Consider the following 13,069-nt stretch of genomic DNA (forward strand, 5'->3'; position numbering starts at 1 on the left):
TTACTTTTTTTAATAGCTTTTAATTAAAATTCCGTTTTGTTCTATACAACATCTTAAATAGTCTCTGTCGTGAGATAAGTAGCTTCCAGAAAGGTCGGGATGTTAATTAATTCATGCCCTAAAAGATCCTTTAAAGTTGTAGTAGGCGCATTGAATTCTCCTGCTGCAATACCTGCACTAAAGCCTAAAGTAATATCAATGGCTGGTTTTGGCACACCTATTTCCCCAAGTGTTTTTACAAAGTCCTGGGTTGTAGGACTAACAAATGAAATATTCTTTCCCGAAAGCTTCGAAAGGATTTGTGCTATATCTTCCATGCTTACAGCTACATCACTACCAAACTCGTAATATTTATTTTCATGTCCGTTTGTGGTTAAAATCTTGGCTGCACCTTCTGCTAAATCCTGTCTCGAGGTAAAATTGACTTTGCCATCTTCTGTTGGAATATAAACCACCCCCGATTCTAAAACCTGTTGACCGATAAACAACGGAATAACTTCCATGTATAAAGCATGTTTTAAAATAGTATAAGGTATACCTGATGCTTTTATATACTCCTCGGTATCGATATGAGAATTGGCTATAAATCCGATAACTGAATCTTTAGCCTCTGTTTTACGCTGAAAACTGGTATAAATTATATGTTTAACCCCTGCCTCTTTAGCTGCATCGACAACATTAATATGTTGCTGATTTCTCTTTTCTATATCAGAACCCGATACAAAATATAATTTATCAACATCCTTGAACGCCAAAATCAAAGACTTTAAATCGTTATAATCTCCCTGACGCACTTCTACGCCAAGGGCTTTGAATTCAGATAATTTGCTAACATCTCTAGCCATTACGGCTATATTTTTTGCTTCTACTCTGTTTAATAATTCGTTTACTACAGCAGCCCCTAAATGACCACTACTTCCTGTTACTAATATCATGACTTTTATGCGTATTAATATATTTATTATATTTACTAACTTTTAGTAAGTCAAAGTTAAAAAGTAAGTATCAAAAACACAAGAACGCACCTAAACCTCAACTACTTACCTAAAGGTTAGTTTTAGTAGAAATCAGTAATTTATAATGAAAAAAGAAATAAAATATTTTGAAACAGATAATTGTCCTATAAGACATGTACTGGATAAAATAGGAGACAAATGGTCTATATTGATTTTAATGGTCTTAGACAGTAATGAAGTATTGCGTTTTAATGAACTGCATCAAAATATCGGAGATATTTCTCAAAAAATGCTATCGGTGTCATTAAAAAACCTTGAAGCCGATGGCTTAATACATAGAAAAGTTTACCCTCAAATCCCTCCTAAAGTTGAATATCGTTTAACCGATTTAGCTAAAAGCTTATTACCCCACATAGAAGCCCTTTCGAACTGGTCTAAAACACATATGGAAACCATAGTACAAAACAGAGCGCGTTATAACAAAGCTAAAAAAGCGGGATAATAAACTTTAATTTATATTAAACAATTAGCTTAAATAGCTATACTTCAATTAAGGGTAGCAGAATTACATTTCATTTCTACTTTTTATATACTGTATTCCCTTCCTTAATAGTTTCCAGCACTGTAATATCTTTAATATTCATTGGATCTATTTTTAAAGGATTTTGATCCAGTATAACTAGATCGGCCAATTTACCAGCTTTTAAAGTACCTTTGGAATCCTCTTCAAAATATTGGTGAGCAGCCCACTTGGTAAGTGAACACAGCCCAATGTATGGACTCACTCTTTCATCTGGTCCAATAATATCTCCAGATCTACTCACTCTGTTTACGGTAGTATGTAAAATCATAATACTGCTAGGTAATGCCACTGGGGCATCGTGGTGTTCGGTAAAAATCATGCCTTTTTTCAAGGCTGTTGCTGTTGGAGAGATTTTGTAAGCGCGTTCCTTTCCTAAGGTTTCATCACGGTGCCAATCGCCCCAATAATAAGTATGCATACTAAAAAAAGAGGGATACATGCCTAATGCTTTCATTTTATCCAACTGGTCAAAACGGACGGTTTGTGAATGTACCATTACCGGGCGCCTGTCTTTTTGGCCATAAGTTTCGGTGGCTTTTGTAATGGCTTCTATTAATTGGTCTCCTGAAGCATCGCCATTACAATGGGTTAAAATCTGCCAGTTATGTGCATAGGCCGTGTCTACAAATTTAAGAACTTCGGCATCTTCTTTTATCGCAGGATAGCCTCTATAGTCCTTGGGTTTTCCCGCAGGCGGTACTTTATAAGGTTTGGTTAACCAGGCCGTTTTTCCTTGAGGAGAACCATCTAAAGACAGTTTTACACCTGCTATTCTATAATGATTGGTATACTGATCGCTGTCGCCATGAGCCAACATATAATCCATTTGTGACTGGATATCCGGGTAGGCAGCTACATCTACAGGAAGTTCATTCCTATCGGCCAGAGTTTTCCAGGTTTCACAATTGTCTGATGTTGCTCTCCCTTCCTGAACAGTAGTATAACCAAACTTAATGTAGGCGTCTATGCCTGCTTTGGCTATAAGTTCATTCGCTTTGGTGTCTAAAGTAGACATGAATTTAATTAAAGGAATAAAACTGGCCATTTCTTCCAAAACACCATTCGGTACATCTGTACCATCTTCTCTTCGTATAGCCCCTCCTGCAGGATCTTTTACACCAGCAGTATAACCTGCTACTTCCAGCCCTTTGTGATTGGTAGAGGCTAAATGCCCCGATTGGTGAATAATATACACTGGTAACTCCGTAGATACTTTATCCAGATCATCTGCCGTTGGATGCCGCTTCTCCTTCAATTGTGAATCGTCGTATCCAAATCCTACAATAACACCATATTTTGAAATGGCTTCGGTGTTATTTGCTTTCCACGCATTGAGCAATCTAATAATATCGTCGATACTCTTGCCTTCACCGTCTGGTGCAGGTAACAAATTGGCTGATACGGCTTGAAATCCTGCATTCCATGCATGGCCATGCCCATCGATAAACCCTGGAAGTAAGGTATGTCCATCAAGATTTATCATTTTATGACCTGGTCCGGCCGCTGACATCGCCTCATCACTTTTCCCCGTGAAGACAATTTTTCCATCTTTAACAACCAAAGCCTCGACATATTCCGGGGCATCGCCTTCCATAGTGATAATATCGCCATTGTAATACACAGCAACATTGGAAGCTTCTATATTTTCTGTGGTTTCGTAATTCTCGGTTGAGGATTCTTTGGGGGATTCTTTACAAGCTGTTGTTAATACGGTTCCTATTAACAACAAAAACAGCATCTTTAGTTTCATTGATTATTAGCTTTAATGATTTTTAAAGAATGGCTGACTTATTATGTTATTAATCAGACCATTTATTACATTAAAAATACTTAATCTAAAACTGTTTAACAATCTAATAATTAAACTTTTGAAAAAATATAATACTTAAATCAATAAAAAATACACTCCGAATAATCACTTCCTAAATAAAAATGACTTTTACAACGAATTATTATTGATAAACTCCAGAAATCTGGTTTTATACTGTTCGGAAACTGTGATGCGCTGGTCATTGATTATAATCTGGCTGCGTTCTATAACATCTATATTTTTAAGCGATACTATAAACGAGCGATGTACACGCATAAAATCGGTCTCGGGTAGTTCTTCTTCCAGAGCTTTCAGGCTCATTAGGGTAAGTATGGGCTTGGGCTCGTTTTTTAACCAGATTTTTATATAATCCTTCAGACCTTCAAAATACAAGACATCGGCAAGTTTTACACGCAATTGTTTATATTCCGATTTCACAAAAAGAAAGTCTTTTTTATCGCTTGATACGTCCTGTGACTCCTTTAACTGTCCTTTACCTTGCCGTAGCATGGTAAACCAGGTTTTCGCCTTATTGGCTGCGTTTAAAAACTCGGCATAATCAAAAGGCTTTAATAAATAATCTAAGGCCTCAACCTTAAACCCCTCCAAAGCATATTGATCGAAGGCGGTTGTAAATATCACTTTCGTGTTACCATTTAGCATTCTGGAAAATTCCAAGCCTGTAAGGTCGGGCATCTGAATATCTAAAAACAGAAGATCTACAGGATGTTCTCCTATAAATTCCAGAGCTTCTAATGCACTACTACATTTTTTAAGCAGTTCTAAAAATGGTGTTTTTTTTACGTAGCTTTCTACCAGGTTAAGCGCCATCGGTTCGTCATCTACAATCACACATTTTAAGACCAACTTATCCATTAGTAATTATTTTAAGTCTGGTTTTAAACCCTGCATCGGTAAGTCCGTATTCAAACTCATGCTGCTCCGGATATAATAATTGGAGACGCTTTTCTATATTTTGAAGGCCGATACCCGATCCGCTTTTATCGGCATCCGATTTTGAAAAATCAGGGTTTAGTGTTTCAAAGATAACTGCTTTTTCGCTCACTTCCATATTAAAAGCAATATGACTTGGAGCACTGGCCGAAACCCCGTGCTTAAAGGCATTTTCTACCTGAGAAATAAAAAGTAAAGGTGCCACTTTAATCGTGTTGGATACTTTCGGAAATTGGTATTCTACCGTAGTTTTATCCGTTAGGCGTAATTTCATCAGTTCAATATATTTTTCCATAAACTGAATTTCATCTCCTAAATTTACTTCCTCTGTATTAGTTTCATACAACAGATACCGCATTAATTTACTAAGACTGTGAATTGTTGTTTTGGCCTGCTCCGGCGATATATCTACCAGCGAATAAATATTATTTAAGGAATTAAAAAAGAAATGCGGTTGTAACTGATACTTTAAATGCTGTAACTCTGATTTCAGTTTTTTGTTTTCGGCTTCCTTACGTTCGGACTCGGTTTTTAAATAGCGTTCTGTAATTTTTAATCCCAGCGCAAAAATCACAGGAATTACAAAAGACAAAATCTGTACATAAATAAACAACGTCTTCGGCGGTACGTCTTTATTAGACATCTTAGGAAATACCTCCTGAAAAAACATACTATTAGCCCATTCTCTAACCCATATACACAAGGCTATAAGGCCCAGATTTAAAATAGCATACAGGACCACTTTCTTCTTAAAAAACAAACCTTCTATCAGCAAGAAATAATTCAGATAAAATAAAACGGCGTACATAAACAAAGGTATCCAGGAATGCGCTATTACTCCTGTTAACACCTGATTCTGCCCCGAGGCTGACAGTAAATACGGAAAACTAAACAATACCACCCAGACCAGCATGTGGAAAAAGATGGTAATGTATTTATTTTTGATATTTATATTCATCTTACTCGTATCGCAATGCGGTTATCGGATCTAAAGCCGCTGCTTTCCTGGCCGGATACCATCCGAAGAAAATACCGGTTACAGCACAAACGGCAAAGGAAATCACTATAGAATAACTTGTTACACTTGTAGGCCAATGTAAGACATTTTCTATAAATACAGTAGCTAAAAGCCCTAAAGAAACACCTATTATACCTCCGGTAATACTTATTAAAATGGCTTCGATTAGAAACTGCATTAAAATATCGCTTCCCATACCACCAACAGCCATACGTAAACCAATTTCGCGCGTACGCTCTTTTACCGAAACATACATAATATTCATAATACCAATACCTCCAATTAACAAAGAAATACTTGCTATTGCTACCAGTAACACGGTTAACATTTCGCTTGTAGAACTAAAGGTAGATATCAGTTCGTCCATGGAAAACACATTAAAATCATCATCACCGTTTACTCCAATATTATGCTGACGTCTTAAAATATCGGAAACCTGCTCTACAGCGGCTTCTGCCTGTTCTTCACTTACTGCGGAAGCCACTATAGTCTGAATATAATCGATAGCCAGAATACGCTTCTGAACAGCCGTATAAGGCGCCAGAATTACATCGTCCTGATCCTGACCGAAGGTATTCTCTCCTTTCTCACTCAATACCCCTATCACTTTAAAAGGCGTAGAATCGAAACGAATCATTTTCCCTATCGGGTTATCATTAGGAAATAAATTTTCTACGATGGTTTGCCCGATTACAGCAACCTTAGCCGAAGAGTTCACTTCCGCTTCAGTAAACATACTTCCATCCTCTATTTCGAACTTTTTAATTTCGGTAAAACTTGGTGCTACTCCATAAATTGAAGTCGGCCAGTTTTTTGCCCCGTTAATAGCCTGTCCGCCACCGGAAACCTGAGGAGATACATTAGACAATAAATTCGCTTCTGATTTTAAAGCCTTATAATCAGCCAGTTTTAAAGATTGCATTTCGCTGGGATCGAGACGAACTCCGCCACGCATATCGGCACCCGGACGTATGTTTATCATATTAGATCCCATACTGGAAATCTGAGTCCGGATACTTTCCTTAGAACCTTCACCAATAGCCAGCATAGCTATTACAGAAGCCACACCAATAATAATACCTAACATGGTTAGCAATGTTCTTACCTTATTCAGTAAAATAGCCTTCCATGCTGTTTTTAGTAAGTTTAAAAGTCTCATATTAATCTTCTTTTGGCAAGGCCGCTAATGCTTCGGCTGCATTTTGCACATTGCTGTTATAGTCATCTTTTATAATATGACCGTCTTTAAGTACTATTGTTCTGCTGCTGAACTCGGCAATATCGGGTTCGTGCGTTACAAAAACTATGGTCTTTCCCTTTCGGTTCAATTCCTGGAACAAGGCCATAATTTCATACGATGTGCGCGTATCCAGATTTCCTGTCGCTTCATCGGCAAGTATCACTACGGGGTCGTTAATTAAGGCTCTGGCAATCGCTACCCGCTGTTGTTGTCCACCGGAAAGTTGCGCCGGAGTATGATCTAATCGTCCGCCCAAACCTACCAATTCCAATGCTTTTACTGCGCGCTCATGGCGTTCCTGAGTGCTTACTTTATTGTTATACACTAAAGGTAATTCGGCATTTTCAATGGCAGAGGTTCGCGGTAATAAATTATAGGACTGAAAAATAAATCCGATCTTTTCATTTCTGATTTTAGCCAACTCATTTCTGGATAAGGATTTCACACCAACATTATCAATTTCATAGGTTCCTGATGATGGTTGATCCAGACACCCCAAAATGTTTAGCATAGTACTTTTCCCGGATCCACTGGACCCCATAATGGTGACAAACTCCCCTTCGTGAATATCAAACGAAATGCCTTTTAAAGCATGCACAATTTCATCTCCCATTTTAAAATCACGCTTCAGATCCTCTATTTTAATAATCGTCTTTTTCATGTCTGATTATTTTTTCTTCCCTGGGGGTTTTGGCATAAACGGACTCTCATTACTACCCGGAGCTCCTACAGGCCCCGCTAAAGCCTCGATATTGTAAACCAGTTCTTCGCCCTCGGTTAAACCTTGTTTTACTTCTACATTTACGCCATCGCTTTGTCCTAAAACCACAGCTTTTGGCGTAATATGTTTATTCTTTATTACCCAGACTACAGTTTCCTGAGGCTGTTTCTCTGGCACTTTAACCGGAGGAAACTCTAAACCTTCCTGCTTTTCGTAAGCCATTATAGCTCCCATTTCAGGATGAAAATTCGCAGCCTTGGCTTCTATAGTTAAAATATCCTTTAATTCCAGAGTATAGATGTAAACTGTTGCGGTTAAGCCTGGTTTTAATTTTAGTTCCGGGTTATCCGCTTTAATAACCACAGTATACGTAATAACATTAGATTCTTCGGTAGGATTTAATCGTACCTGAGTAATTTCACCTTCAAAATCCTGTCCCTGATATGCATCTACTGTAAAGGTTACACGCTGTCCTTCATTAACTTCTCCTATATCGGCCTCATCAACACTGGCTTCTACCTGCATCTCTTTTAAATCTTTGGCAATAGTAAATAAGGTTGGCGTTTCAAAACTAGCGGCAACCGTTTGCCCTTCGTCAATTTCTTTGGATAATACCACACCATCTATAGGCGAGTAAATTGCAGCATAACTTAAATTGGTTTGCGCCTGCTGCAAATCGGATAAACGCTGAGTGACCGTATTTTTAGCATTATTTAAATTATACAAAGCCTCGTCATAATCGGCCTGACTAATTACACGGTTGTCGTGTAATGTTTTCTGGCGATCGAATATTGTCTGCAAATAGTTCTTTTCGTTTAAGGCACTGTTATAACTCGCTCTGGCCTGAGATAAAGCCGCCATTAAATTCGTTTTATCCAGTTCGGCGATAAGTTGTCCTTTTTTAACCACACTGTTATAATCAACATATATTTTCTCTACTTCACCGGAAACCTGAGTACCTACATCTACCGAAGTTAAAGGTTGCACCGTACCTGTTGCTGTTACCATCTTGGTAACTTCTCCTTTTTTAGCTGTTAAGGTTTCTACAGTTACCGTGGCTGCTTCTGTGCCTCCGTATAACCAATAGGCCATTCCTGCAACGCCCAGTAATACAATAACTAAGGTGATTATTTTTGCTTTTTTGTTTTTCATCGGATTAAATTTTAATGTCGTTTCCTTGATAGAATTCTAATAACTGAGTGTATAAAAGATTTAAGTATTTCGCCTGCAAATAATTTTGCTGCGCATTTGTATACGTATTCTGACTTATCACCAAATCGGTAGCACTTAAAGCCCCCAATTCGTACTTTTTCTGCGCTAATTTATAAGACTCTGCAGCTGCTGAACTCGAAGCTTCTGCAGCAACCAACTGCTCCTGAGTAGCCACGGCATTCTGATAAGCGGTTTCTATTTTTTGATAGATTTCCTTTCTAACCGTTTGCTCCTGAATTTCGGATTGATCGATAGCTATTTGTGCCTTTTGTACCGATGCCTTCGTTTGATTTCTATTGAAAATAGGAATGGTTAAAGTCACCCCGACACGTTGATTAAAGTTTCCGTTAATCTGATCGTTAAAGTTTAAATCCTGTACACTGGTATAACCCGACCCCAGACTTCCGGATAAAGACAAAGTTGGCAAATAAGCCCCTTTGGCAATATCCAGTTCCTTTTCAGAAACCTCGGTTCCTAATTCAGCAGCTTTATATTCCGGTAAATACCCTAAAGCGGCGTTATAAATTTCCAATTTATTTGGAATAATTGGCGTTGTGTAATTATCAGTATCTGGAGACACCACATCAAATGTATCTGTTGGTGTCAATTCAAGTAACTGTTTTATAACTATGACCTGCTGTGCATACGAATTTTTAGCCGAAATTAAATTATACTTATTAGTCGCTTCCTGAGACACAGCATCGGTATAATCCTGCATGGCGATACTTCCGGCATCGAATCGGGCTTTAGCCGTTTCTGCTTCCGAGGTAGATGCTTCCAGATTTTTTTCAGCAACTATTATCCCTTCTTTCGCATATAAGGCCTGTAAATACGCTTCGGTTACACTTAAAATAATATTGTTTTTAGCTTCCTCTACATACAATGAGTTCTGATCGACAAGTAATTTGTTTTGCTGAATCTGATTGTTGAGCTGATTTCCCTGAAACAAGGTTACCGAAGTATTCAACCCCATACTTGTAGAATGAATCTGCTGATTTACGAAAGCACTTGTAATCGGGTCGATGGATTGCCCGTTAGTAAAACTCTGAGAGGCACTCCCACTTAAATTTGGTAATCGGTTATCTTTAGACTGTTTGTAAGTAACATCTGAAGTTTCTTTAGAATACTGGGCATCTTTAATCGTGATATTATTTAGTACCGCATACTCTAAACATTCCTCCAGAGTCCATACTTTTTTTTGTGAAGCAACCTCAGGAATACTATCCAGTTCTTGTGCACTTGCAAATACAAAACTAAGAAGGGCAAGTATTGAAAAATATAATTTCATTATTGATATGTGTTATTAATTCACACATCAAAATTGAAATAAACTACAGACTTATAAGCAGGAAATAGAAGTTCAGGGGTATTGACTCGACGAAACCGGTATTCTATTCGATGGAATTTTTCTTAAAAAAGTACTTTTTTCATAGTTTCGGCTTTATGGACGGTTTCCAAAAACTCGGCTTTAGGATTAGAGTCTTTTGTTATTCCGCCACCAACGTAAACCTGAACCGAATTACCTTCTACCTGCATGCATCGTAAATTCACAAATAAATGGCTTACGGTTTTTACTGTACCATACACATTATTCTCAACATTACGTCTGTTGGTATTTCGTGTCTGTTTGTCCTTAAAATGAAGTTCGCCTAAAAATCCGGTATAAAAACTACGATTGTAGTGTTCAGACTGAAGAATAAACACTTTAGCCTTGTCTTTAGGTAATCCGCAAACCGCAGGTGTAGGATGCAAGGCTTTAACGATTGCAGACAGATTACTTTCTGGTTTTAAACGCGCTGAAATTTGCGTTTGAAGATGTACTAAAGGACCTGCTTTTACTGTTCGTACGGGTGACGCAGCAACAGCCAATACCTTATCTTCCAGTTGCTCTGTTATAAAATCGGTAACAAACTGTTGTTCCTGCAGTTCCTTTTCTCCCCATGTAACATCCATACTGCCTTCGTATTTCTGAGTTCCTGCCAGAGACATGGTTACCAAGCGTTGGCCATCAATTTTCAATAAGGTTTCCGGGGTTGCTCCTAACCATAAACCAACTTTTGGATGATACCAGCAATACACAAAAGCCGAAGTGTATCGTGCCAGTAAACGCTTAAATACACGAACAAAATCAAAATCTGGTAATTCCACTGTTTCTCGGCGTGACAGTACCACTTTTTGAAAAGTACCAGACTTAATCTCTGCCACCCCTTTTTCAACAAGACTAATATGCTGACGTTCCGCTTCCGAAGACATCGTATCGGGAGTTTGCTTATCCTCTGTTTCGGGTAAGAAAGATACTTCTTCCTTTAGTGCTTCTGAATCCTTCAAAGGAAAAATAATCGTTTCTCCTTCATCATCAAAAGGAGCAAATACAAATCCGGATTCAGAAAGTGACGTCGACACATTTAGATTGTCATCATTCTGACACACCGCCTTAACTATATTGGTTTGAGGTTTTCTGTAAATTACAAAAGGTAAATCTTTTGTATACTGTTGCTTTATATACCTGAAAATATCCTCCTGCATTTACTTGGTTTTAGGTAAAGCTATAGTAGACAGTTTACAAATGGAAATTAAATTATTATCCTCATCGGTTACTTTAATGTCCAGTAACTGCGTCGTTCTGCCTTTATGCAAAAAGGTAGCTTTGGCATACACAAAACCAGACCTGATACTTTTTAAATGATTTGCAGAAATTTCAATCCCGCGAACAAAAAAGGTCTCTGTATCTATAAAAATATGGCTCGCAAAACTCCCCACACTTTCCGCTAAAGCTGCCGTTGCTCCACCATGCAAAACCCCATCAGGCTGATGTACTTTAGAAGTTACAGGCATGCGCGCCACTAAAAAATCATCCCCAAAATCTACCACTTCAATCTCTAAGGTTTCCATCAAGGTATTTTTACATGCCTCATTAGCTTGTTTTAGCACCGCTTCTCTAGATAATTTCATATAAAAAGTCTATTTTTAGAAGAACAAAAGTACAAAACCACGGGCAGATAATTTTAATGCAGCTATGAACATTAATCATTTAGAAAATTCTCGCGTAAGATTGTCATTATTAGATTTGAGTAATTACACCCATCTTCAGAATATTGCCAATCAAAAAGATTTAGTACAATATTCACCGACGGATATTGCAACACCTGAAACATTCAGGGAATACGTGCAAACGGCTGTAGACGGTTATTATCATCGTACGTGCATTCCTTTTGTTGTTTACGACAAAAAAGAAAAAGCTTATGCCGGTTGCACCCGTTTTATGAACATCAATGTAAAACACAAGGTTTTAGATATAGGCTCTACCTGGTTGGGTTATGAATTTCATGGCACCGGATTAAACAAGCAAATGAAATTTTTAATGCTCCATTATGCATTTGAGGTTATGAACTTTGAAAAGGTTGAATTTAAAATAGACGAGCGGAATTTAAAATCCAGAAAAGCCGTTGAAAATCTAGGCGCTTTACTTGAAGGTACACTTCGCAAAAATGTGTATTTATTAGATGGTTTTAAACGAAATACCTGCTGCTACGGGATACTTAAAGACGAATGGGATGTTTTAAAACGCACGGTTTTTAAAGATTTTGAATTAGAATCTCATTAATTTATAAACCGTTCTATAATTGTTTTTACTGGCATAATAGCATGTGTATGTTGAATGCTTGGGCCTGCAACCCAAACGGTTTTATAAGTAGCCTGTTTAGCGGCCTTTTCGGTAGCTCTCATGCCTATGGAAAAGCGCAGCATTTTCACCCATTTTTTTAAGCGTTTATTCTTATTTAAAACACGTTCGTACCAGGGCTGCCTCGTCCCTATCTGTTGTACATACGGTGTATTAATTACTGTACAGGGTGTGCCGGATATCCGTTCGGTCATTACTATATCCTGAGCGCCGTAATCCACACAAGCCTGTTTATATTCTTTAGTTACCTGAGCTTCTTCTGAAGCTATAAAAGGGCTACCTATAGAAACACCAACAGCGCCCAGCTGCAACATATACTCTAAATCAGCTTTCGTTCCCACGCCCCCGGCAGAAATCACAGGAATTTTACAATGTGAAGTAATTTCTCCGATTAGCCTTTCCGGGGTCAGTTCTCCGCGATGACCTCCCGCCTGATTGTTTACGGCGATTAAGGCATCGGCACCAAGACGTTCCACTTTTTTGGCATACTTTAAATCGGTGACATCACAAAACACCTTTATACCTGAAGCATGTGCGCTTTTAATAGTTTCCTCCGGACTTCCTAAAGAGGTTATGATAAAATCGCAACCTAATTCACATAGCGCATCCAACTGCTCCTTAAACTTCGGATTCGATTTATTGACAATCAAATTAAACCCGAAAGCGCCGCCCTCTTTCTTAGCGTCTTTTAATTCTGTTATAGCGGCTTTCAACTCAGCAATCGTTCTGTAATTTAAGGCTGGAATACAGCCCGAAATACCACAAGCCATTGCTTCTTTCACCATACTTACATTAGACACCAAAAACATAGGCGCCATAATTATAGGATGTTTAATTCGTAATAATTCCGTTAGATTAGTTTGCATGGTGTTTTTAACTTGGTTTCTACCAAA

General features: G+C 38.1%; 13 protein-coding genes. 2 read left to right on the forward strand and 11 right to left on the reverse strand.

The annotated features are described in order from the left end of the window. Positions 1-53 precede the first annotated feature (53 nt). Positions 54-935 carry an SDR family oxidoreductase gene (locus I3217_RS03065; RefSeq protein WP_435048259.1) on the reverse strand — a complete coding sequence of 294 codons (882 nt, stop codon included), beginning with the start codon at positions 933-935 and terminating at the stop codon, positions 54-56. A 145-nt stretch (positions 936-1,080) separates the two neighbouring features. Here I3217_RS03065 and I3217_RS03070 point away from each other — a divergent pair, with 145 nt between their 5' ends. Further along, positions 1,081-1,458 (forward strand): winged helix-turn-helix transcriptional regulator, encoded by a 378-nt coding sequence (locus tag I3217_RS03070; RefSeq protein WP_435048260.1) that lies wholly within the window; start codon positions 1,081-1,083, stop codon positions 1,456-1,458. 76 nt (positions 1,459-1,534) lie between these two features. Here the strand turns inward: I3217_RS03070 and I3217_RS03075 are convergent, their stop codons facing one another. From I3217_RS03075 to I3217_RS03115, 9 genes are all read right to left on the reverse strand, one after another. Next, the gene (locus tag I3217_RS03075; protein WP_435048261.1) at positions 1,535-3,289 is read right to left on the reverse strand and encodes an amidohydrolase; all 1,755 of its coding nucleotides are present in this window, start codon (positions 3,287-3,289) and stop codon (positions 1,535-1,537) included. Positions 3,290-3,478: 189 nt separating this feature from the next. Then, positions 3,479-4,225, reverse strand: a complete 747-nt coding sequence (locus I3217_RS03080; protein ID WP_435048262.1) for a LytR/AlgR family response regulator transcription factor — start codon at positions 4,223-4,225, stop codon at positions 3,479-3,481. Further along, entirely contained in the window at positions 4,218-5,261 is a 1,044-nt protein-coding gene (locus I3217_RS03085; protein WP_435048263.1) for a sensor histidine kinase, read from the reverse strand. Before I3217_RS03085 ends, I3217_RS03080 begins: the two co-directional genes overlap by 8 nt. Position 5,262: 1 nt before the next feature. Beyond that, complete coding sequence (locus I3217_RS03090) at positions 5,263-6,480, reverse strand: ABC transporter permease (protein ID WP_435048264.1); 1,218 nt, start codon at positions 6,478-6,480, stop codon at positions 5,263-5,265. A gap of 1 nt (position 6,481) precedes the next feature. Then, positions 6,482-7,222 (reverse strand): ABC transporter ATP-binding protein, encoded by a 741-nt coding sequence (locus I3217_RS03095; protein ID WP_435048265.1) that lies wholly within the window; start codon positions 7,220-7,222, stop codon positions 6,482-6,484. Between the two features lie 6 nt (positions 7,223-7,228). Continuing rightward, positions 7,229-8,434: an efflux RND transporter periplasmic adaptor subunit gene (locus I3217_RS03100; protein ID WP_435048266.1), complete on the reverse strand. Its 1,206-nt coding sequence runs from the start codon at positions 8,432-8,434 to the stop codon at positions 7,229-7,231. A gap of 4 nt (positions 8,435-8,438) precedes the next feature. After that, on the reverse strand, positions 8,439-9,782 hold the full coding sequence (locus I3217_RS03105; RefSeq protein ID WP_435048267.1) for a TolC family protein: 1,344 nt from the start codon (positions 9,780-9,782) through the stop codon (positions 8,439-8,441). A 122-nt stretch (positions 9,783-9,904) separates the two neighbouring features. After that, the gene (locus I3217_RS03110; RefSeq protein WP_435048268.1) at positions 9,905-11,020 is read right to left on the reverse strand and encodes a chorismate-binding protein; all 1,116 of its coding nucleotides are present in this window, start codon (positions 11,018-11,020) and stop codon (positions 9,905-9,907) included. Then, on the reverse strand, positions 11,021-11,446 hold the full coding sequence (locus I3217_RS03115) for a PaaI family thioesterase (RefSeq protein ID WP_435048269.1): 426 nt from the start codon (positions 11,444-11,446) through the stop codon (positions 11,021-11,023). It abuts the gene before it with no gap. Between the two features lie 64 nt (positions 11,447-11,510). Between I3217_RS03115 and I3217_RS03120 the strand changes: the two genes are divergently transcribed. Next, positions 11,511-12,098, forward strand: coding sequence for a GNAT family N-acetyltransferase (locus I3217_RS03120; RefSeq protein ID WP_435048270.1), 588 nt, complete (start codon positions 11,511-11,513; stop codon positions 12,096-12,098). On the opposite strand, the gene I3217_RS03125 is transcribed toward I3217_RS03120, so the two are convergent. Next, positions 12,095-13,042, reverse strand: a complete 948-nt coding sequence (locus tag I3217_RS03125) for an NAD(P)H-dependent flavin oxidoreductase (protein ID WP_435048271.1) — start codon at positions 13,040-13,042, stop codon at positions 12,095-12,097. The two genes, I3217_RS03120 and I3217_RS03125, sit on opposite strands and share 4 nt — an antisense overlap. Positions 13,043-13,069: the final 27 nt, after the last annotated feature.

Origin of the sequence: Formosa sp. S-31 (assembly GCF_051172795.1) — a bacterium.
Classification (GTDB): domain Bacteria; phylum Bacteroidota; class Bacteroidia; order Flavobacteriales; family Flavobacteriaceae; genus Formosa.